At 37.8% G+C, this 22,698-nt stretch carries 19 protein-coding genes; 13 read left to right on the top strand and 6 right to left on the bottom strand.

Annotation, left to right across the window (positions count from 1 at the left end; all coding sequences use genetic code 11):
- Positions 1–133: 133 nt before the first annotated feature.
- The 8 genes from SFC47_RS13270 (at position 134) to SFC47_RS13235 (ending at position 9,242) form a co-directional block, all read left to right on the top strand.
- Positions 134–1,126, top strand: coding sequence for a TAXI family TRAP transporter solute-binding subunit (locus SFC47_RS13270; RefSeq protein ID WP_411254768.1), 993 nt, complete (start codon positions 134–136; stop codon positions 1,124–1,126).
- A 73-nt stretch (positions 1,127–1,199) separates the two neighbouring features.
- Entirely contained in the window at positions 1,200–1,721 is a 522-nt protein-coding gene (locus SFC47_RS13265) for a DUF1850 domain-containing protein (protein WP_411254767.1), read from the top strand.
- Positions 1,708–3,660 carry a TRAP transporter permease gene (locus SFC47_RS13260; protein WP_411254766.1) on the top strand — a complete coding sequence of 651 codons (1,953 nt, stop codon included), beginning with the start codon at positions 1,708–1,710 and terminating at the stop codon, positions 3,658–3,660. The genes SFC47_RS13265 and SFC47_RS13260 overlap by 14 nt, the downstream gene beginning before the upstream one ends.
- A gap of 161 nt (positions 3,661–3,821) precedes the next feature.
- Entirely contained in the window at positions 3,822–4,442 is a 621-nt protein-coding gene (locus SFC47_RS13255; protein ID WP_411254765.1) for a hypothetical protein, read from the top strand.
- A 119-nt stretch (positions 4,443–4,561) separates the two neighbouring features.
- Positions 4,562–6,097, top strand: coding sequence for a DHA2 family efflux MFS transporter permease subunit (locus SFC47_RS13250; protein ID WP_411254764.1), 1,536 nt, complete (start codon positions 4,562–4,564; stop codon positions 6,095–6,097).
- A 144-nt stretch (positions 6,098–6,241) separates the two neighbouring features.
- Positions 6,242–7,360: an acyltransferase family protein gene (locus tag SFC47_RS13245; protein ID WP_411254763.1), complete on the top strand. Its 1,119-nt coding sequence runs from the start codon at positions 6,242–6,244 to the stop codon at positions 7,358–7,360.
- Positions 7,361–7,401: 41 nt separating this feature from the next.
- The gene (locus SFC47_RS13240; protein WP_411254762.1) at positions 7,402–7,962 is read left to right on the top strand and encodes a DNA-3-methyladenine glycosylase I; all 561 of its coding nucleotides are present in this window, start codon (positions 7,402–7,404) and stop codon (positions 7,960–7,962) included.
- Between the two features lie 233 nt (positions 7,963–8,195).
- On the top strand, positions 8,196–9,242 hold the full coding sequence (locus SFC47_RS13235; RefSeq protein ID WP_411254761.1) for a VanW family protein: 1,047 nt from the start codon (positions 8,196–8,198) through the stop codon (positions 9,240–9,242).
- A 52-nt stretch (positions 9,243–9,294) separates the two neighbouring features.
- Here SFC47_RS13235 and SFC47_RS13230 read toward each other — a convergent pair whose 3' ends face one another.
- Positions 9,295–11,991 carry a cation-translocating P-type ATPase gene (locus SFC47_RS13230; protein ID WP_411254760.1) on the bottom strand — a complete coding sequence of 899 codons (2,697 nt, stop codon included), beginning with the start codon at positions 11,989–11,991 and terminating at the stop codon, positions 9,295–9,297.
- 188 nt (positions 11,992–12,179) lie between these two features.
- Here SFC47_RS13230 and SFC47_RS13225 point away from each other — a divergent pair, with 188 nt between their 5' ends.
- Entirely contained in the window at positions 12,180–12,623 is a 444-nt protein-coding gene (locus SFC47_RS13225; protein WP_411254759.1) for a universal stress protein, read from the top strand.
- 199 nt (positions 12,624–12,822) lie between these two features.
- Entirely contained in the window at positions 12,823–13,683 is an 861-nt protein-coding gene (locus tag SFC47_RS13220; RefSeq protein ID WP_411254978.1) for a DUF1259 domain-containing protein, read from the top strand.
- Positions 13,684–13,814: 131 nt separating this feature from the next.
- On the opposite strand, the gene SFC47_RS13215 is transcribed toward SFC47_RS13220, so the two are convergent.
- The 3 genes from SFC47_RS13215 to rluF form a co-directional block, all read right to left on the bottom strand.
- Entirely contained in the window at positions 13,815–15,518 is a 1,704-nt protein-coding gene (locus SFC47_RS13215; RefSeq protein WP_411254758.1) for an MFS transporter, read from the bottom strand.
- A 199-nt stretch (positions 15,519–15,717) separates the two neighbouring features.
- Positions 15,718–17,532: an oligoendopeptidase F gene (gene pepF / locus SFC47_RS13210; RefSeq protein ID WP_411254757.1), complete on the bottom strand. Its 1,815-nt coding sequence runs from the start codon at positions 17,530–17,532 to the stop codon at positions 15,718–15,720.
- A 120-nt stretch (positions 17,533–17,652) separates the two neighbouring features.
- Positions 17,653–18,369 (bottom strand): 23S rRNA pseudouridine(2604) synthase RluF, encoded by a 717-nt coding sequence (rluF, locus tag SFC47_RS13205; RefSeq protein WP_411254756.1) that lies wholly within the window; start codon positions 18,367–18,369, stop codon positions 17,653–17,655.
- A gap of 130 nt (positions 18,370–18,499) precedes the next feature.
- On the opposite strand from rluF, the gene SFC47_RS13200 reads away from it, so the two are divergent.
- On the top strand, positions 18,500–18,985 hold the full coding sequence (locus tag SFC47_RS13200) for a PaaI family thioesterase (RefSeq protein ID WP_411254755.1): 486 nt from the start codon (positions 18,500–18,502) through the stop codon (positions 18,983–18,985).
- A 39-nt stretch (positions 18,986–19,024) separates the two neighbouring features.
- Here SFC47_RS13200 and SFC47_RS13195 read toward each other — a convergent pair whose 3' ends face one another.
- Together SFC47_RS13195 and SFC47_RS13190 are read right to left on the bottom strand one after the other, a co-directional pair.
- The gene (locus SFC47_RS13195) at positions 19,025–19,342 is read right to left on the bottom strand and encodes a hypothetical protein (RefSeq protein WP_411254754.1); all 318 of its coding nucleotides are present in this window, start codon (positions 19,340–19,342) and stop codon (positions 19,025–19,027) included.
- A gap of 117 nt (positions 19,343–19,459) precedes the next feature.
- On the bottom strand, positions 19,460–20,380 hold the full coding sequence (locus tag SFC47_RS13190; RefSeq protein WP_411254753.1) for a TetR/AcrR family transcriptional regulator: 921 nt from the start codon (positions 20,378–20,380) through the stop codon (positions 19,460–19,462).
- Positions 20,381–20,568: 188 nt separating this feature from the next.
- Between SFC47_RS13190 and SFC47_RS13185 the strand changes: the two genes are divergently transcribed.
- Positions 20,569–22,098 (top strand): DHA2 family efflux MFS transporter permease subunit, encoded by a 1,530-nt coding sequence (locus SFC47_RS13185; protein WP_411254752.1) that lies wholly within the window; start codon positions 20,569–20,571, stop codon positions 22,096–22,098.
- 115 nt (positions 22,099–22,213) lie between these two features.
- The gene (locus SFC47_RS13180; protein ID WP_411254751.1) at positions 22,214–22,687 is read left to right on the top strand and encodes a branched-chain amino acid aminotransferase; all 474 of its coding nucleotides are present in this window, start codon (positions 22,214–22,216) and stop codon (positions 22,685–22,687) included.
- The last annotated feature ends 11 nt before the right edge of the window (positions 22,688–22,698 follow it).

The following is a 22,698-nucleotide window of genomic DNA, read 5'->3' as shown; positions in this document are numbered from 1 at the left end:
CATTTGAAAGGGTTTTTCTTTTTGTGTTTTTATAGGACTAAAGAACTATTATTGACAAAATTGACAAGTTTCTACCTTTTGAATAATAAGTATTGATTGATGAACTGCATATTATAAAAAGGGGGAAATTTCTATGAAAAAGAAAAGGTTTCATCTATCAATGGCCTTTCTCTTAACACTTACTATGATTCTCGCAGCTTGTGGAAATAAAGAGGAGGGCGGCGAAAAACCGGCAAATGACGGGGAAGAAAAGCCGCAATTTATTAGTATTCTAACAGGCGGGACGGGTGGAACCTATTATCCATTAGGGGGGTCTTTTGCGGAAATCATTAAAGATGAAACAGGAATTGATACAAATGCTGAAACAAGCGGTGCATCTGCTGAGAACATGACCACACTGAAGAATGGCGATGCAGAAATTGCCTTCTCTCAAACTGATATTGCCTCTTATGCAGTGGAAGGTAAATTAATGTTTGAAAACAATAAAGTTGATAACGTAAAGGCAATTGCGACCTTATATCCAGAAACGATTCAAATTGTTACAACAAAAGATTCTGGGATTGCATCCGTTGAAGATTTAAAAGGAAAAAAGGTATCTGTTGGTGCTCCGGGCTCTGGTACAGTAGCAAATGCCGAGCAGATTCTTGAAGTACACGGTATGTCCTTTGACGATATTCAAAAACAAGATCTTTCATTTGATGAATCTACACAAGGAATTCAAGATGGTACGATTGATGCGGCCTTCGTAACAGCTGGAACACCTACAGGAGCAGTTGAAAGCCTTGGGGCAACAGAGGATGTAGTCATTGTTCCTATTGAACAAGACAAAATCGATAGTCTTATTGAAAAGTATCCTTTTTATGTAAAAGAAGAAATTCCATCTGGGACATACGGTATGGATTCTGCGGTAACAACTGTTGCTGTTCAAGCAATGTTAGTGGCGCACGGTAATCTTTCAGATGATATTGTTTATAAAATTACAAAAGCCATCTTTGAAAATCTTGATAAAGTGACTCATGCAAAAGGGAAATTAATTAAGGTAGAAAACGCCTTAAATGGTGTGGGAATTGAGGTCCATTCTGGAGCACAAAAATACTTTAATGAAAAAGGTGTTAAAGCCCAGTAAAGAAATTCTATTTTTGCAGGTATGGCCGGCTTAACACAAGCCGGTCTCCTTTTCTACTGAACAGGAGCGTGCAATGCGATATTATCGAATCATCTCATATCTCTTAGTCTTTTTTTTGATTACAAGCGCCATAGCGTTCATACCTTTCCAAAAAGCGATAGTCTTTAAGCCAAATCACAGCGATGAAAAATATGCTTATATTCTTGTAAAAAACGAGGCATATTTTCAAATCAAATACACACATTCTATTCATCTATCACCTGTCATAGAAAGCTATAAAATAACTCCCGACTATCATGTTCAACAATATGAGCTGATGTATGAAGATTTTGCTATCGGCATGCCAGCGAATGCAGAGGAAGGAGAAACGTTTGTACAAAAAGATGGTGTCTATACAATCAAAAATATGAAACGTGATTTTCCTTTTTTTCATTTGCGAATCGGACAGGTTCGTGCGAATCACACTGTCATTTTTAAAAATAGGGAATATCCACTATCTCAAACGATTAAACCTGGCACCTCAGTGAAAGTAGAAATCCGAAAATTGAACTTCTTAAGTCAATGGAAAGGAGTGAATATCCTTGAGTCAATATGATTCCGCCCTATCTGAAGCGAAACAGCAGGAGCTTTTGGAAAAATATGATCCTGAGGCAGGAACTAGGAAACTAAAAGGGGCTGCCGGCTGGATTGCTTTTGTTGGTTTACTGGCATTTTCATTATTTCATTTATATACAGGTATATTCGGTATGTTAACTGCCCAGCTTCAACGCTCTATTCACTTGGGTTTTGCTTTGGCATTAATCTTCTTACTATTTCCAGCACGAAGGAAAAATAGGGGGAAAGAGTATAAACTGGCATGGTATGATATCGTTTTAGCCGGTATTTCAGTCATAGTTGGTGCCTATTGGCCGGCTATGATAGATGTTTTGGTCTTAAGAACGGGCAATATCACACAGATAGATTTTTTAGTTGGTCTTTCAGCCATTTTACTAGTTTTAGAGGCAACTCGAAGAACGGTTGGTCTGCCGATTACGATTATTGCTCTAATTTTTATGGGTTACGCGGTATTTGGACCTTATATGCCAAGTGCAATTGCGCATAGAGGCTTAGAATTGGATCGGCTTGTTCAGACGATGTTTTATACAACAGAAGGTATCCTTGGAACACCACTGGGGGTATCATCTACCTTCATTTTTCTCTTCTTACTATTTGGTTCCTTTTTAATTAAAACAGGGGTTGGCGAATATTTTAATGATCTTTCAATTGCGATTGCCGGAAGAAGTGTCGGCGGACCTGCAAAGGTTGCTGTTTTTTCAAGCGCCCTGCAGGGAACCATTAGCGGCAGCTCGGTTGCGAACGTGGTGACCTCTGGTGCTTTTACTATTCCAATGATGAAAAAACTAGGATATAAAAAAGAGTTTGCAGGTGCAGTAGAGGCATCTTCCTCAACCGGTGGACAGTTAATGCCGCCGATAATGGGGGCAGCAGCTTTCTTAATGGTGGAGTTTATTGGCGGAATCAGCTATTGGGAAATAGCTAAGGCTGCAGCAATACCAGCGATTCTTTATTTCACTGGTATTTGGATTATGACACATTTTGAAGCAAAGCGATTGGGTCTCAGAGGTCTGACAAAAGAAGAAATGCCGAACAGGAAAGAAGTCCTTGGGAACCTCTATTTGTTACTTCCCATAATTGCTATCATTCTTTTGTTAAGTTCAGGAATGAGCGTCGTACGTGCTGCCCTTTGGTCGATTGTCATAACAGTCGTGGTTAGTTCAATAAAGAAAAATACAAGAATTGGCTTTAAAGGAATTATAGAGGCTTTAGTAGATGGAGCCAGATCGGCATTAGGTGTTGCTGCAGCCTGTGCTGCTGCAGGGATCATTGTGGGTGTCGTAACAAAGACTGGACTAGGGTTGAAAATGGCCAATGGGCTGCTGGATTTTGCTGGGGGGGCACTGCTGCCAACATTGTTTTTAACTATGATCGCTTCCTTGATATTAGGGATGGGTTCTCCTACGACTGCAAATTATGTCATTACCTCAACCATTGCAGCGCCAGCGATTATTTTATTAGGAGTTCCAGATCTTTCTGCTCACTTATTTGTGTTTTATTTTGGTATTGTGGCCGATATTACTCCTCCGGTTGCACTTGCAGCATTTGCCGCAGCTGCGATATCTGGCGGGGAGCCATTTCGAACGGGCGTGGAATCAACGAAGCTTGCCATTTCCGCCTTTATCATACCCTATATGTTTGTTTTGTCACCAGAATTGCTAATGATTGATACCACTTGGACATATTTGATATGGGTAGTGTTTACTGCTTTAACGGGTATGGTAGCAATTAGTGCAGGGGTTATTGGTTTTTGGATGCGGAAATTGAACTGGATTGAACGGATTGTTTCCTTGGGGGCAGGATTATGCTTAATTTATCCTGAAAAAATTTCTGATATAGTCGGGTTAGCATTGTTTGTAATTTTGCTTACATTGCAATATTTATATAAAAGGGACCAAATTCCTAAAGTGCAAAATTGAATTAAAAGCGAACTCGGGATTCTTTTTTAGATCCCGAGTTTTATTCATTTTGAGTCACTTACAAAACTCTAAAATTGACACAGTTTACCAGTTCTACTAAAATTGGAAGATATGTTATTAACAAGGGAATTTCATGAAAATAAGATGAAAGGAGTGATAATATGGTCATGAATATCCTATTCAGCAGTATTTACATACTATGTGTTTTCTATCTAATTAACCATCAAGTAAACCTAAAGAAAGCTGCACAATCAGCTAAAGATGCCATTTATCCTAAAACCGAAAGTGAGTTTGACAGTATTCTAATCCCAACCGAGTGGAAAGCAATGGAACCTTTAACCAAAAAAACGAAATCATATCAGCTTGTTAAATGGGGTACAATCATTTCTCTCATATTGTTATCTTTCATATTGTGGATTGTCCTTTTTACAACTTGGTTAGAATCTTCTATTTTTACCCTGGCTTATATCTTTTTCGTTATATTGAAATTGATTCATCATCGTGGAAACCTATACATACTACCCAAGGGGTTAATCTTATTTGGAAAATATTATTCTCTTAATCAAGTGAAAAATTATACAATCGAAAAAATCGTTATTTGGCATGAGTTATATGGGTTGGATCCTAGTGTGAATAATGGATACAAACTATCGATAAACATTAAGAAAAAGTTTAACTCTTACTCGAAATTTGTAGTCATAAAAGATGTAGATCACCTCAATAAAATGATTAATCTCCTTGAGGAAAATGGAATCCGACAAGGTCCCAAAGAACAAAGCTGATTGGGTTTTCAAGTTATGTACATACTAAATAAATAGGTAATTTACGTATCGAACATTGATTGTGACAGGTATTACGTTGTTACTAAGCTTTATAGACTTCAACAAAGGGGACACTGCGAATGGAACAATCCTTAAAAAAGGCAGACAAACCGCCTTATGGTATTATTGCTGTACTGATGATTGGGGCTTTTATTGCATTTCTAAATAATACTTTATTAAATGTTGCACTGCCCTCTATAATGAAAGACTTAGATGTAGATACAGCTACGGTTCAGTGGCTGACGACGGGGTTTATGCTTGTAAACGGAATTATGATTCCAACCACAGCCTTTCTAATTCAAAAATATACGGTTCGGCGATTATTCTTAGTTGCAATGGGACTATTTACAGCTGGTACCATTATTGCAGGAATTGCTCATCATTTTCCATTACTATTGACTGCCCGGATGGTACAGGCTTCAGGCTCTGCCATTATGATGCCGCTTTTAATGAACGTCATGTTAGTTAGTTTTCCAGTTGAAAAAAGAGGAACGGCCATGGGTGTTTTCGGACTCATTCTTATGTTTGCACCAGCAATTGGACCCACTTTGTCTGGCTGGATCATTGAACATTATGATTGGAGAATGTTATTCCATTTTGTTACCCCAATTGCTGCGGTCATCCTTATTATAGGCTTTTTGAAGCTTAAAGATAAAAAAGAGAAAGTAGATATTAAGCTGGATTTCTTTTCGTTATTGCTGTCAAGTATTGGATTTGGAGGTCTCCTCTATGGATTTAGTTCCGCAGGCAGTAAAGGCTGGGACAGTCCGCTGGTGTATTTAACCATCATCATAGGGGTTATTTCATTGGTTTGGTTTATCCTCCGCCAATTGAACCAAGAGCGGCCAATGCTGAATTTCAGGGTCTTTAAATATAATATGTTTGCTCTTTCATCGGCTATTTCGATGATCGTAAATATTGCTATGTTTTCAGGTTTTTTACTGCTTCCTATATATGTCCAAACAATACGCGGGATTTCTCCATTGGATGCAGGACTAATGTTATTGCCGGGAGCCCTTGTGAATGCTTTTATGTCACCGGTTACCGGAAGATTGTTTGACAAATTTGGCGGTCGTATATTAGCCATTACCGGTTTGTTCATAACAACCGTTACCACTTATTTATTCAGCATGTTATCGTTTGAAACTACGTATATGTATATGGTTATTTTACATGCTATTCGTATGTTTGGAATGTCAATGGTGTTTATGCCTGTATCGACAAATGGTTTGAATCAATTACCTCCTCGCTATTACCCGCATGGTACGGCAATGAACAACACGATGCAGCAGGTTTCGGCAGCGATTGGTACAGGATTATTGATTACACTTATGTCTAATCGTTCTGCCTCATATGGAAAAGAACTTACGGAATCCGCCATGCAAAAAATGACACAGGAGCCGACAGAAGCAGCCCTTGCGGAGATGCAGCAGCAAATTGCTTTGGAAGCAATGTTAGAAGGAATTAACTATACTTTCTTGATATCAGCTATTATTATTGGGGTTGCTCTGATTCTTGCGTTCTATATTAAACGAGCAAGACCTGACGAGGAAAACCTACAGGAAAATCAATCTAAAAACAAGGATAAGTTGATAAAGAAATTAGCAGAAAATTAGACGATTAAACAGTCCTTTGTGTTAAGGGCTGTTTTTTGGTTTTATCATAATCCTTCCATATTTCGACAATTCCAAGACTTCTTATATAGTAAAATAGACCGGGAGTGAAGTAGAGGAGCAATTAAATAGGGGAGTTAAATAGAGATGAAGAGACAATATGATTTAGATTGGATAAGAGTTATTGCTACGCTTGCTGTGTTCATTTACCATTGTTTTATGTTTTTTAATCCTTGGGCATGGCATGTGAAGAATAATGAGACAGACCCGACGTACATAACAGCTCTATCTTTATTTATGAGTGGATGGTTGATGCCAAGTTTTTTTGTGGTATCTGGAATCAATTCTTATTATACTCTACAAAAGAGGTCTGGTAGACAATATATTAAGGAAAGAGTATCGCGGCTGGGAGTACCACTTCTATTTGGGATTATGATTCTTACTCCTCCACAAATCTATATGGAGCGGGTAAGTCACGGGCAATATTCTGGATCCTTTTTTAGCTGGTACCCACACTATTTTGATGGAGTTTATCTTGGTATCGGAGGTCCAGGGAATTTTGCTTTTGTTGGTTTGCACTTATGGTATCTCTTGGTTCTTTTGATCTTCAGTCTCATTACGCTGCCATTTTTTCTCAAAATTAAACCTAATATTTCCAGAGAGCTAACACCATTTCACCTATTTGTTTTATCAATACCTTTGATTATCATAACCATTTTAATAGATGTAGTAAACTTAGGGGGATGGGATATAAGTTTTTATCTAGCCATTTTTCTATATGGTTATATTTTCTTTACTAAATCTACATTCAAGTCAGTTGTTCAAAGGCTGCTGCCAGCCACAATGACAATATCCATTCTAACCACTGTATTTTTTGTGTTTGGATTCATGACAGGTATGCCTTCAGATAATGGTGGGCTGTCTATTCTCCTGGCTTGTGTCAAAGCTATAAATTGTTGGAGTTGGCTGCTTGTTATTTTTGCCTTGGCCGACAAAAAGTTATCTAATCCAAATAAGTGGTTGAACTATGGAAGCAAAGTCTCTATGCCGTTTTATGTTATTCACCAGCCAATAATTGTTACCTTAGGATTTTTAATTTCAGATTGGGAATGGTCAATTTCAGTAAAACTTATTTTTCTACTAGTTACAGCATTTATTATGATTATAGTATTTTATCATTATATTATTTCCAGATTTTCATTTATCCAGATTCTATTCGGAATGAAAGGGAGTACTGGAAAAATAAGTGAAATCAAGGAGAATTAAAGAAAAGTTGTTTAAATAAAGGAATTTGGGAGGTAGTTTACATGGAAAGATGCGGATGGGTGAATCAGGATCCCTTATATATTGATTATCATGATCAAGAATGGGGAGTTCCTGTGTATGATGATCGATTACTTTTTGAATACTTGAACTTAGAGGGAGCTCAAGCTGGATTAAGCTGGTACACCATTTTGAAGAAGAGAGAAAATTATCGCAAAGCATTTGACGATTTTGAACCAAGTATTATTATTTCTTATGATGAAATGAAAATCGAAGAACTGTTACAGAATAAAGGGATTGTTCGAAATAAACTAAAAATAAATGCCGTCATTACAAATGCAAAGGCATACTTTTTAGTGACGGAAGAGTTTGGTTCTTTCAGTAAGTACATTTGGTCATTCGTTAATGGTGAACCGATAAGGAATCACTTTAAGGATTTATCGGAAGTACCAGCTACAACAGATATTAGTGATAAATTAAGTAAAGATTTGAAAAAACGCGGATTTAAATTTGTCGGGTCAACCATCTGTTATGCTTTTATGCAAGCGACTGGGATGGTTAATGATCATATTGAATCATGTATTTGCTCTCGAAAAACATGGTAGATTAACCATACATTACATATATGCTAATCTTTTGCCAATATCTTGAAACCATTGAGGAATAAATCCGTCTAATAAGTGTATACAATTTAAGGGAATTATCGCGAGCAGCTAGCAGGAATTTTGTATCTGATAGTGGAATAGATTTAAAGAATGAGAGCGAAATTCTTTTTCTGAATATTATGAAGTGTTTCGTTGGCGATGGCGAGATTTTGGGAAAAGAGGAGAAGTTGTAAATGTCTATACGGACCTGGGTGATTTCATTCATTTTATTTGGCAGTTTGATCGGATTAGCCGGCTGTGCAGAGAAAACAAATGGCAAGGAAGCCGAGCTAGAGAACAAAGTAACAGAACTTGAAAAAAAGCTTGAAGAACAAAAAGCTGCAGAAGAAGCAGCAAGGAAAGCCGCTGAGGAAGCGGAAGCAAAGAGAATAGCAGAGGAAGAAGCTAAAAAGCCTAAAGTGGTAAATATTGTGGAACCGACTACCAAGGCGATTGTTAAATCCCTCATCCCAATTGAAATGGGTTTTGGAACAGATAATGAAAAATATAAGCAAGAGCTTGAGAAATGGGCTAAAGAAATTGCTAGGGGCACAGATACGACTCCTGGTTATGACTCAAAAATGATACTAGATAAAATTGATGCAAATGGTCAAGTTATCAAAGGGAAACCAAGAGTGGTGCTCGAGGAAGCAGAACTGGTTACGAAAGTAATCGAGGCATCAGCCAAAGGCGGCGATGTTCTTTTGCCGATTTATGTGACAGAAAGCGGCTATAAGCCTGAGGACGCAGCTCATCTATCAGAAGTAGTGGTGGCATCTTATACAACAAAATTTAATCCAAGCGTGACAGGAAGAAATAAAAACATCGAACTGTCTGCTCTGGCAATCGATAACGTTATTGTGGGAACAGGGGATATTTTCTCCTTTAATCATACTGTGGGACCAAGTGATGCTGCACATGGCTATCAGCCTGCTCAGGAAATTGTAAATAAGGAATTGGTCATGGGAATCGGCGGCGGCATTTGTCAAACATCTTCAACTCTGTTTAATGCCGTTGATCAATTAGCGATTGAATATGTAGAATGGCATCATCATTCCTTGACAGTCGGGTATGTACCTGCTGGCCGGGATGCAACTGTTTCATATGGCGGCAAAGATTTTCAATTTAAGAATACGTCGGGTGTCCCGTTCTTGATAAAGGCGATATACAATGGGAATGGCACTCTCACTGTTGAAGTAAGAACATCTGCAGCATTTCAAAGCTTACTGCAAAAGCGTTAAAATCAATAGCGAAAGACGTGTGCAGTTTATCTCACACGTCTTTCTTTTCTGTTTAAAAGTTTGATGTTTTATTAGATTGGAAAAATTTACTGTTGTAGATATGCTTTCCAGCTTTATATAACTCATTCAAAATAACAGGGACGAAAGAAAGAGTTAGGATAAACAACCATTCTTTTAAAGTTAAAACATTAATTTCAAAGATACCATTTAGAACGGGAATGTTAACCAATGCAGCTTGTATAAAGATACCCAAGAGAATAGACCCTGCTAAATATTTATTTGAAAATAATCCCACTTGGACTATTGACTTATTAGTGTTTCGTAAATTAAGAGAGTGAAATAATTGAGAAATGCTTAATGTAATAAAAGCCATCGTTTGTGCGTGCATGAGTGCATCCTTCGGGATGTCGTCAAAGTCAATGGTGAAAATGGAATCTGCAGGAGTATAAATCATTAGTCCTGCAATAAAGGCAAACAGCGTTAAGCTCCCAATAATGATTCCATTCAATATGGTAAACATACCGCTTCCATGTGCAAAGATACTTTCTTTAATTGGCCGCGGCTTCTCTTTCATTACATCGTGATCATCAGGATCTAATCCAAGAGAAATGGCAGGGAGTGTATCCGTGATTAAGTTTACCCATAATATATGAACCGCTGTTAAAGGAGCGGGCCAACCTAAAAGAATGGCAATAAATAAAACTGCAATTTCCCCTAGGTTGCAGGAAAGCAGGAACAAAATTGATTTTTTAATATTTTGGTAGATATTTCTTCCTTCTTCTACGGCTGCCTCTATCGTTGAGAAGTTATCATCGGTAAGGACGATGTCAGCTGCCCCCTTTGCTACGTCCGTTCCACTTCTTCCCATTGCAACACCAACATCAGCCTGTTGCAGGGAGGGGGCATCATTAACACCATCACCTGTCATGGAGACAATATCCCCGCTTGCTCTTAGTGCTTTTACAATTTTCACTTTATGTTCGGGTGAAACACGCGCAAATACGGAAGTATTCTTCACTTTATCCTTTAATTCTTGTTCACTCAGAGTGTTGAGTTCATAACCCGACATTGTTTCCTTCTCATTACTGGCAATGCCAAGCTCCTTGGCAATGGCAAAAGCTGTTTTTTGATGGTCACCAGTAATCATTACCGTTCGAATTCCAGCATCCTTACATTGCTCAATCGATTGCTTAACTTCTTCACGAGGAGGGTCAATCATTCCCGTAAGACCCAGCAGTACTAGATTACTTTCAAGTTCTTCTTTGATAAATTCTGTTGGCGGCGGTATTTCTTTATATGCGATTGCTAATACACGCAGTGCTTCATTTGACATTGCATTCACTTGGGCATTTATGTGGTGGTTTTCCTTATTTGTGAAAGGTATCTTATTTCCTGTGTTATATACATAAGAGGTGAGTGGAAGGATGCTTTCTAATGCACCCTTTACCATAACGTAGTATGTGTCACTTTGCTTGTGAACCGTTGTCATCATTTTGCGTTCTGAATCAAACGGAATCTCGAAGACTCGTTGATAGCTTTGGTCAAGATTTTGTTTGTCAAAGCCAAGTTTACGGGCTGCTGCTATTAAGGCAATTTCGGTTGGATCGCCTGATTGCTCCATATCAGTGACAACCGCGTCATTACATAGTGTTATCGCTTCTATAAAAAGTTTTTCACTGGGGTCTTCTATAAAAAACTCATTGAGTGGAACATATGAGCCGTTTGCATACACTTTTGTTACAGTCATCATGTTCTGAGTCAGTGTACCTGTCTTATCTGAACATATGACACTAACCGCACCTAGTGTTTCAACAGCAGGAAGCTTCCTTACAACTGCTCTCCTGTGAATCATCCGCTGTACACCTAATGCCAGCACAATTGTAACAATGGCTGGGAGTCCTTCTGGTATGGCAGCAACTGCCAGACTAACAGCAATTAAAAACATATCAAGAAGATCTCTTCCTTGGAAATAGCCAATTAGAAAGAGAGCAATAGAGATGAGGATTGCACCAATTCCAAGAATTTTACTCAGTTCAGCTAGTTTTTTTTGCAGGGGAGTAAGCTCACGTTTTTGGTTTCCAAGCATGCTGGCTATTTTTCCGATTTCTGTATTCATTCCTGTATTAACCACAATTCCAAGACCACGCCCATATGTTGACAACGTTGTCATAAACGCCATATTGTGTTGATCAGCAATTGGTATCTCCTGTTCCGAATGCCAGTTGGAATCTTTGTCAACTGGAACCGATTCACCGGTTAAGGAGGATTCTTCTATTTTTAAATTGACGGTTTCAATTAAGCGTATATCTGCTGGAATATACCTGCCTGCATCAATAAGCACAATATCACCTGGAACCAGTTGTTCTGAGGGGATTTCTTTAATGTTTTCGTCGCGTTTCACTATGGCTTTGGGTGTTGTCATTTTCTTCAGTTCATCTAATGCTTTTTCAGCTTTCGCTTCTTGGATGATACCTATAACAGCATTTAGTAAGATAACAAGGACAATGATTATGGAATCACTGTATTCACCTGCCACAATGGAAATGATCGAAGCAACAATTAGGATATAAATTAATGGGCTATTGATTTGTTCGAAAACAAGCCTGAAAATGGAAGGCTTTCTATTTGCACTAAATACATTTGGTCCAGCTCTTTCCATGCGCTTTACTGATTCCTCTGTTGAAAGACCTGTTGATGGATGAGTTTCCAACTCAGCAATGACCTCATCATTACTTTTTGTATACCACATAACATCTTCACCTTCCAATAGATATTGGTAACGATCTCTAATTCTATTTAACCACAATCATGCCATTATTTTCGGGGGGAAAGTGAAAATAGAATCAAATTCACAAATAGTTCAATAATTACAAATTTTTGTAATGAATCTATTGATACAATTAAGTTGAGAAGTATTATGATATCTTAGGGGGTGGAATGATGAAAGATCGGATCTTAGTCGCCATAGATGGCTCAAAAAATTCCCTTGAAGCCTTAGATGAAGCTGTTAAATTGGCAATGGCAGCTCCTAGTAAACTCTATTTAGTAAATGTTCAACCTTCCTTTCATACCTTTCATACAAGGTTATTCATTGGTGAGGAAATGATTAAAGAATATCAGACAGAATTGTATGATAAGGTGATGGACAGTGCCGTACAACATCTAGAGGGTCGAGATATTGAATACGTTGCGTTCATGAAAGTTGGAGACCCTGTTTATCAAATAAGTCAGTTGGCAAAGGATCTGAAAGTAAAGTATATTGTGATGGGTTCCCGGGGAATGGGCCTGATCCGGGGGACGGTATTAGGAAGTGTATCCACGGGTGTTCTCCATGAAACCCATGTTCCAGTTTTAATAATCCCACAAAAAAATAAGTCTTAATTTATGAAATGAGAATATTTATATAAAATTCCATAGAAGAATATATAAAAGTGAAGGCACGATCATTCTTTGATGGTGCCTATTCTGTATAGACATTTCTTAAAACAGGCCAAAGCCCTGTCTAAATATGACTTTTGGAATAGCTTATCCTGAGAGAAATTCTATCAGGAGATGATTCTTTTTGAATAATATTGAAAGCATGGAGCCGAGCGAACTTTGTCAGGAATTTGCAAGGATATTAGGTGCAGCACCATCTGTTATAAATGGAGTATGTACGGCAACAAGATCGCGAACAAACCTTCATCCCGTTGTCTTAGGCCGCCGAGCTGAATCTTTTATGTTTGTACCACAAGCCTTTTCTTTTGAGAATATAGATAGAGACGGCAGAGCATTATGCCTTGGTGAAACCGTTATTCTACAGGATGAGATTAATCCTTTTATTACTAGGCTGCGAGAAGCTGGTATTATTGTCACAGCCTTACACAATCACTGGCTGTTTGAAGAACCTCGTTTAATGTATATTCATTTTGAATCAATTGATGAACCATTAGACTTTGCAGAAAAGGTCGCAGATGCACTAGAAGTATTAACTACTCGGAACATGGGTCGTTCAAGCCGAGCTCGACAGGGATCAAATAGAAGGGCAGAGGAACTGTGCGAAGAATTTAACGAAATTCTTGGAGGCATGAGCATGTTCGAAGATGGTGTTTGTATGGTGATGAATTCACGTCTTAATATTATGGCGCGAATACTTGGCAGAAGAACCAGGTCCTTCCTAGCTTTACCGCAAATGTTTGTGTTCGAATCGCTAACTTCAGACGGCAGGGCACTATGCAGTGGTGAAACAGTCATACTCCAGGAAGAACTGAACCCATTTATCAGTATTCTTCGTGAACATAATATTATTGTGACTGCTTTCCATAATCACTGGCTGTTTGATAATCCAAGACTAATGTATATTCATTTTGAAAAAATAGATCGTCCTATTGATTTTGCTCGAGATGTAAGAGAAGCCTTGCAAGTGCTGACAACAAGAGAAGTAAGACCAAGCAAACCTTAACCTTCTTTATCAATAAAGTTTAAATCTATCATTAGAAATAATCGACCATTCAGAGCTTTGACTCATGCTAATTAAATATATAACAAGAAAAAACACGATGAACGTTGAACACTTCATCGTGTTTTCTTTGACTATTCTAATCCTTCAATGACGATCTCTTTTGCTGGCAGGAAGTCTTCATCTGTATCGAGATAAGTGACATTTACTTTATCACCTTCTTTTAAGTAAATGATCAATGGTTCTTTTTCAGATGATAAGATATAGCTTTTTTTGTTGTCTAAAAGGAATGAAACCACCGTGAAATCTCCTGACTTTTCTTTATATACACGCAGTACTGTACCTGAGATCTGTTTTTCATCCGCTTTTGAACTTCCATCGACTGAACCGCCGCCTCTTTGAAGGGACGTTTTATACTGTTTTAATGCTTCATTTGGGGTGACCCCGAATACTGAGATTTCAGGGTTAGCGGCTGATACGATAAAGTAATTCTGCAAAAATCCATTTGAATCAAGTACTGGAGTCAGCCAGCTTGCTTCTCCATAAAAGTTATAGATGACAGGCATTTCGCCATGCCATTTCTTTTCTATAAATTTCTTTTCAATAATTTGCAATGCACCTTGCGAATCCATATAAGATTCATCAGGATTCCCCGTATAATAAGTTGCTTCACCTGTCCGGGAATTTGTCAAAGAGTAGCCGAGCATGGAATCGACGCCTTCTTTCGGACTTGTAAAGTCAGTAAAGTAATACATAACGCCATTTTGGTCAAATATCGGGCTTACATTAGCCTCTGTACCTTCGTCAGAAGGAAGTTTTACATCCGATTTTCCGAAGAGACTATTCCAAAATCCGTGAATATAGTTTCCAAAGTAACTATTCTGCAGGCTTACGATTTCTGGTGAAACCGCACCATCAATAAATTCTGGAACTTCGGATAGAGTATATGACTTGGTATCCCCATTTTTGGAGTCTACTACCACAACACCTTTAACATCAAACCCATTACGAGCCGAAATAAATTCTCCATAGGAACGGATATAGTAAGGTTTTCCTTCGTCATCAATTTCTAATTGAACATCGCCATAAAAGATATGTTTCGGGTACTGCATGCGGATATGGCGTTCAATAGACTTATTAAAGTAAGAAGAGGGGGTATAAATCATTTCTGATTTTACAAACTTTGGATTGGCGGAAGAATCAGTTGCGCTTAAAGTGAAGTAACCGGGTGTTTCTTTTCCTTTCATCCATTTGAAAAAACCAGAGAACTCAACAGGAGCTATATAAACATAATCGCCCTTTACCTTTTGAATTTGTAGATTTCCGAGTTCATAATAGCTTGTATTTGGAACCTGTCCGAATGCTTTTCTCATTTTATTTCGAGCGAATTCAGGCGGTACACTAGCAGGTGTTTCTTTCTCGTCAAAAGACTTGATTTCCACTTCTTGTTCCATTTGAGCAATCTCAAATTTTTCATCTGCATTAAACAAAAAGGCAGTCAGAAAATAGGTCCCAAAAACCAAGCTGACAAGAAACAGCAGGGCTTTAACTTTTCTTTCCATACCTGTGGAAAGTAATGCTCCCAACGCAGTAATGATTATTGCAAATACCCATAAAGAAGAAGGGTTCCTATCATAATTGGTAATATAATAGTATGCAAAAACAGAAGGAATTAAGAGAACAATCACGGTAATCATTACCCCAGGCATAAGTCTTCTATTACCTTTGGCATTATTTTTGCTTTTCCTCTCTGACGCAGGATCTTCCCTATAAAACGGTATAAGAACAAGTGCAGACACAATAGCAACAATCAGTACAAACAAAAACATATTCCCCATATACAAATCCCCTTTATTTCAGATATCTTTTTCTGGATCTATTTATATACGAATGTATAGGAAGAAAGTTTCAACTTTAATAGGTGACAGGCACCACTTGTGTACATTTGTACGTCTACGGTGGACAGTCCCTTAGAACTGCATGATTAAGGCACCATTCCGGGTATGAATGGTGCCTTTTGGATAGTATTGTTCGTCGTCAGGAGTAAGATTTTTCTAATTCATCTATTAAACTGCCTACATAAGCTACGGCTTTTCGGACTGGGTCAGAAGTCGACATATCCACTCCTGTGTGTTTTAGTAATTCAAGAGGTTTCATCGTTCCACCTGCACGGAGTACTTCCAGCCAGTGGTTAACCGCAAGCTGGCCATTCTCATTTATCAATTGTACTACAGCAGTAGAGGCTGTTAATCCTGCAGAATAGGTGTATGGATACAAGCCCATGTAATAATGAGGCTGGCGCATCCAAGTGAGGCTTGCACCTTCATCTATTTCCACTGTATCTCCCCAGAACTCAGAAAGTACGTTAGTTGTCAGTTCAGATAAAGAATTAGCTGTAAGAGCTTTTCCGCTTTCAGCTAATGCGTAAACCCGTCGTTGGTATTCAGCCTCCAGCAAATGGGTAACAAAATTATGATAATAGGTTCCAAGCAGCTGAAGGACCACCCAGCGGCGCATTTGTTTGTCTTCATTATTTGCTAAGAGATGCTGGCCTAGTAAAAGCTCATTCATTGTAGATGGAGCTTCAATGAAATACATTGAAGGACGAACATTCATAATTCTTTGATTTTTGTTCGCCAAGTAAAAATGTCCGGCATGTCCAAATTCATGTGCGAGGGTAAATGCGCCACGCATATTATCCTGCCAGGTAACCAAAATGTAAGGGTGTGCTCCATAAGGGCTTGAGCAGAAAGCACCAGTGGATTTTCCAATATTGTCAGCAAGATCCACCCATCTCTCTTTGAAGCCCTTTTCGATTATTTCACAATATTCTGGTCCCATCACTTTTAAAGATTCCAAGATAAGCTGACTGGCTTCTTCATATGTGGTTTCTGGGTTGAAATCAGGATCTAAGGGGGCTTTTAAGTCACAAAACTTCATGACATCCAGGCCTAATTTCTGTTTCTTTAATTGTGCAAATCGACGCATATGAGGTGCCAGCTCTTTAAAAATGATATCGATCTGGTTATTGTACATATCTATTGTTACCTGATGAGGTTCTAAGAGCATTTGTTCAACTGATTGATAATTTCTTAGTCTAGACAGTGTTACTTGCTTTTTAACTTCAGCAGAATAGGCGGCTGCAATTGTATTTTTATATTGTTTTAGTGTTGAAACGAAAGAGTCATAGGCCTTTCGGCGTGTATCAGTATCAGAAGAAAACTCGTAGCGGTTTTCAAATAATGCAAAGGATACCGATAATTCATTACCATCACGGTCTACAATAGGGGCAAAGTCCATATCTGCCAATTTAGCCATGCTATAAATAGTATAAGGGGCACCATGCACCTCTCCTAACGATGCTAATACCTCTTCTGTTTCCGGTGAAAGTCGATGTTTCTTCGTTTCAAGCAACTCGCATAAGTCTTTTCGGAACGGTTGAAGTTCCTGATTTTCACTAAGGTATCTTTCAATCGTTCCCTCTTCTAAGGAAAGAATCTCAGAATTGATAAATGATAATGTTGCAGACATGTTTGTCCGTAATGCAGCTAATTTAGCGGAATTCGCCTGATTTATTGGATCTGTTCCATCCGCGGATTGCTTTAAGCTGGCATAGGTTGCTGCTTTGACCATTTTCTTTAATAGACTTTCTTGGGCAAGTAAACAAGCTAAAAGCTCATTTGAACCTGTATGTAAGGTTGCTTTAAATGACTCGATGCTTGTTATCTCACATTCTATCTCCTTTAATTCTACTTCCCAGGCTTCACCAGACGTAAATAAATCATTAAGATTCCACGTTAAGTGTTCGGGAACTTCTGAGCGGGTAAGTCGTTTTTCAACAGTCTTTTTCATTATATCTCCTCCTATTATTCCTTCGTGTATCTAAGTAATATCTTAAATTATTTGAATAATAAAGCAACTAAAATAAAAAAGGATAAGACAAAACATGTTAGTTTTGACTCATCCTTTTCTTCACCATTCTCTAGGTTCATAATTTAAATCACTAAACAATTGATTCTTTTCTTTCTTCGTTAAGTCCCTCCATTGACCAACAGGGAGGTTTCCTAAATGAATATTCATGATACGGATCCTCTGAAGGCGAACAACTGAATACCCGAGAGCAGAGCACATCCGTCGAATTTGACGATTTAACCCTTGTGTCAGGATAATCTTGAATACATATTTAGACATTTGCTCCACCTTACATGGAAGAGTTTTGGTATCAAGTATTTTAACGCCTTCTGACATCTTTTTTAAAAACTCAGATGTAATCGGCTTATCCACCGTTACAATATATTCTTTCTCATGTTTATTCTCAGCACGCAGAATTTCATTCACAATATCGCCATCGTTAGTAAGGAGGATTAATCCTTCTGAATCCTTATCTAATCTTCCAATATTAAAGATTCTAAGTGGGTGATTGACTAAATCAACAATGTTGCCTTTGATATGTTTTTCAGTAGTACTAGTGATCCCTACTGGTTTATTTAATGCAATATAGACATTGTTTTTGGCAACCCTTATGGTTTCACCATTAACGCGAACCACATCACCAGGCCCTACTTGACTGCCAACTTTTGCAATCTTCCCATTAATTGTAACTCTTCCTTCTTCTATCCATTTATCGGCACCACGCCTTGAAGTTTTTCCGGACTCAGATATAAATTTATTTAATCGCAGGTTAAACACATCCTTAAAAGGGTTAAATTATGTTATTAGAATACTTAACAAATAGGTTAATTTCAAGGTTAAGTTGACTTTGATTGACTTTAAAAAAAGGAACGATATGTTATAATTTTCTAAAAAAGGGGGTATGAACATGGAAGAAATTGTAGAGCATGCCATTCAAGATGATTATCCTGATGATTTTGCCTGGTGTTATGGCTGCGGCAGATTAAATAAGCCTGGACACCATTTTCGGACAGGCTGGATGGGAGAAAAAACAATAACGATTTATTCACCTGAACCCGAACATATAGCACTCCCGGGATTTGTATATGGAGGCGTTATCGCATCCCTTATAGATTGTCATGGAACAGGGTCAGCATCTTTAGCGCTGCATAAAAAGAATGGGTGTGAGGCAGGAGAGGGAACGGAACCACCTAGATTTGTCACCGCTTCATTAAATGTTGACTTTGTTAAGCCTACTCCACATGGAGTTCCTTTAAAGGCTATTGGAGTTGTTCATGAAATACACCCTAAGAAATTCAGGGTAGAAACAGAGGTATTTGCAAATAATGAGCTTTGTGCCCGCGGTGAAGTAGTAGCTGTCATTATGCCGAGTACTTTTGTAAAAAAAGAATAAAACAAGAAGGAAGGAGTTATTGAACTCCTTCCTTTTGTTTTAGAGGTTTTTTCTGCGAATTTTATATACAGACATATTATTGTCTTCCCAGCCCCTAGTGATAATGAAATGGCCGCTTATCGTCTCGTAGAGTTTTACATTGCTAGAACTAAAACTTGATTTGTCTATTTTTTCTTTCGGAGCAGGGTCAATTGAATCAATTGTTTGTATTATCTCTGGCTGTTTTTCTAAATCTTGATCTAGACTCAGGGTATTCCTATGCCTTAGTCCCTTACCCCAAAATTTGGAAGAATCAAATATTGAACCATTACCCTGTAAAACATAAGTTTGGTTCTTTTCTGTCGATAATTCTCCCATTTTTGCACCTCCTCTAAATAGTAAAAGAACATGTTTTTTACTAATTTACGTAAAAGTATCTAGAAATGCATGGGCAAATGCTCAGTCTTTAAAATTCTCCTGATAAAATTGTCTATTTTACTGTTCTTCTTTATCTGTCTCGAATTGTTGAAAGAAGGCAGTTATGATTTTGTTTAACTGAAGAACCTCTTGATCCCAGATATGTGCTGTAGTGTTCTGCAGTGTTTGAAGGGCGCTTTCGATTAGGAACTTTCTTGGTGACCTGGTGTGCAAAATTTCTTCTTGGATGAAATCTAGCAGTTCATGATATTTTTCTTGGTCGTTTTTATCTTGAAAGTGTTTAGGGATACAATTTCTCATTGGACTTACAATTTTATGAAATTGATCAATTAATTCATGATTATTTTTCTCCAGCCCTGGGAGCCATTTGACCAATAGTTCTGGCGGGTGTAATTGTTCATCAGATTCAGCGACTTCTTCAACCAATTTAATTAATCGATTCACACTATATCTGACGACACTGCTTATTTTCTCATTGGAATCATTAGCTAAGCGGTTGTATTGGAGATTGTGCTGCATAAGTCCTTGAAACATGATGGCACAATCCAGTAAGTATGGTTTATTTTTTTCACCGAAGATATCAATAAACCTGCTGAACATCCATCGAAGTGAACGCAATCGTGTTAGACGGATATAGTGTTTCAAATCTGCATCATTCGTCGACATTACTTCCTCATATAGAGCAATTAACTTATTTTTTCTATTAGAAATCATTTGCAATTCTAATTGCTTTATAAAGACTTCAATATCTGAAGGGCTTTTCCCAATTAATAAATCATTTCTATCTTTTTGGAGGTTTTTAAAAATGGCCTTATAAATAGCAATTAATAATTCACTTTTTGATGAAAAATATTTGTAAAAGGTTCCTTTAGAGATTCCGCTAAAGTCCAAAATGTCTTGAATTGATGTAGCATGATACCCTTTTTCTATAAATAATTGATGAGCCTTATTAATAACATGCTGCTTCCGTTGGTTCACTTTATCACCTTTAATTCGAAATTATACTAACTGTATAAAAATATACTACATGATAAAGACGTCTATTACAAACCTATAATTAAGAAGTGTTTTTTTATTGCAAAAAATGAACTGACGGTATATTATTGATAAAGCATGAAACACAGGTATAAAAAAATGTACAAAGGGTTTATAGGGGGTAAATGAACATGGAACACGTTAAAACCGAAACGATACGGCCGCCATATGGTGTTATATCCATCTTAATGATAGGGGCCTTTATTGCTTTTTTAAATAATACCTTACTTAATATTGCACTTCCATCCATAATGGCTGATTTAGAAGTTGATGCATCAACTGTACAATGGTTGACGACAGGCTTTATGTTAGTAAATGGAGTATTAATTCCAACTACTGCTTTTTTAATTCAAAAATATTCCGTCCGGGGACTCTTCTTAGCAGCGATGGGGCTATTTACAGCAGGTACTATCCTTGCAGGGGTTGCACATGTTTTTCCTGTTTTGTTAGCAGGCAGGATGACACAGGCTGCTGGTTCTGCGATCATGATGCCGCTGTTAATGAATGTAATGTTAGTAAGCTTCCCAATTGAAAAACGCGGGGCAGCCATGGGAGTATTTGGTTTAATATTAATGGGCGCCCCAGCTATTGGACCAACATTATCCGGCTGGTTAATTGAACATTATGACTGGAGAATGCTATTTCATTTTGTAACACCGATCGCTGTGGTTATCTTACTAATCGGTTTCTTCTTATTAAAAGATAAGAAGGAAAAAGTGGATATTCACCTTGATTTCGTATCCGTTATCCTAACAAGTGTTGGATTCGGCGGATTACTTTATGGATTCAGTTCAGCTGGGAAACAGGGCTGGGATAGTCCTCAAGTTTACCTAACCATTTTAATAGGAGCTATCTCCTTACTGTTATCGATTTTACGCCAATTAAAACAAGATAAACCAATGCTTAATTATAAGATCTTTAGGTACCCTATGTTCGCTTTATCATCGGCTATCTCTATGGTGCTTACAATGGCAATGTTCTCAGGGATGCTATTGCTGCCAATTTACGTTCAGACAATTCGAGGCATATCTCCTATTGATGCAGGTCTATTGATGCTCCCAGGAGCGATTGTAATGGCTGTTATGTCACCTGTAACCGGTAAATTATTTGACAAATTTGGCGGTAAAGTATTAGCCATTACTGGGTTAACCATCACAGTTATTACAAGCTATTTTTTCAGCCGATTATCATTAGAAACGACATACCTTCAATTAATTTTTCTATATACAATTCGTATGTTTGGGATGTCAATGGTTATGATGCCAGTGTCAACAAATGGTCTTAACCAGCTGCCTGCACGCTTTTACCCTCATGGTACTGCGATGAACAATACACTTCAGCAGGTTTCTGGTGCAATAGGGACAGCATTATTGGTGACTATTATGTCTAACCGTGCTGAGTCAAAGGCAAAAGAACTAGGCGATGCGGCAATGGCTAACTTGACTGAACAGCCATCGCAGGCAGCTTTAGCTGAAATGAAGCAGCAAATTATGATGAGTGCGACACTAGATGGAATCAATTTTGCTTTTCTAATATCCGTCTTTATTGCAGCTGTTGCCCTAATACTTGCTTTCTTTATGAAACGTGTTCAAAAAGCAGATGAAAGCAGGGAAGAGAACCCTGTTGGAGAAAAAGTAGTAAATAAACTTGTAGAAAACTAATAAAAAACGTCTAAGCTCTAGTGGGTTTAGACGTTTTTTAATGGTGGAAAATTTGCTTTTTCATGGAACATCATTCTATATTAAAAGTGGGAAAAGTTATTATAGGAGGATTAGGATGGAGAACAAACAGAATATTAGTTTTACTGATTCGTATATTGAGCGTTGCAGCAAGGAAACAGAAACGATGATCGCCAATGAATCGTCGGGTTTTCTAAACCAGCCTATTACATACCTGAAAGAACATAAAAATGAATTTATTTATGTTGAGTCTATATTGTTTGAACAAATTGGAGTAGAGGGTGTGTCTTTAGAGGTTGATGATGTGTTTGGTACATATGATGTCATGCTTGGCTTAAAACTTCAAAAGAAGTTTGAAAAAGTGCTAAAAGAACAGTTTAATCAGTCTTTACATGGAGATGAAGCGAAATTTGATTTAATGTTCAGTCAAGCCGATGGGTTATGGGATTTAAATTTTGCTTTAAATTATGTTCGGGGTTTCCAAGAAGATATATCTTTGAATAATGCATTTCAGATAATTCACCAGTTCTTAACACATTTAGTTGAAAGTATTAAAAATCCTGCCAGCTAAAGTCCCTTAAT

Source organism: Neobacillus niacini (assembly GCF_046591715.1).
GTDB lineage: Bacteria > Bacillota > Bacilli > Bacillales > Cytobacillaceae > Neobacillus > Neobacillus niacini_L.
Note: the sequence above shows the minus strand (reverse complement) of the source record. Positions and strands in the feature narration are given on the sequence as shown.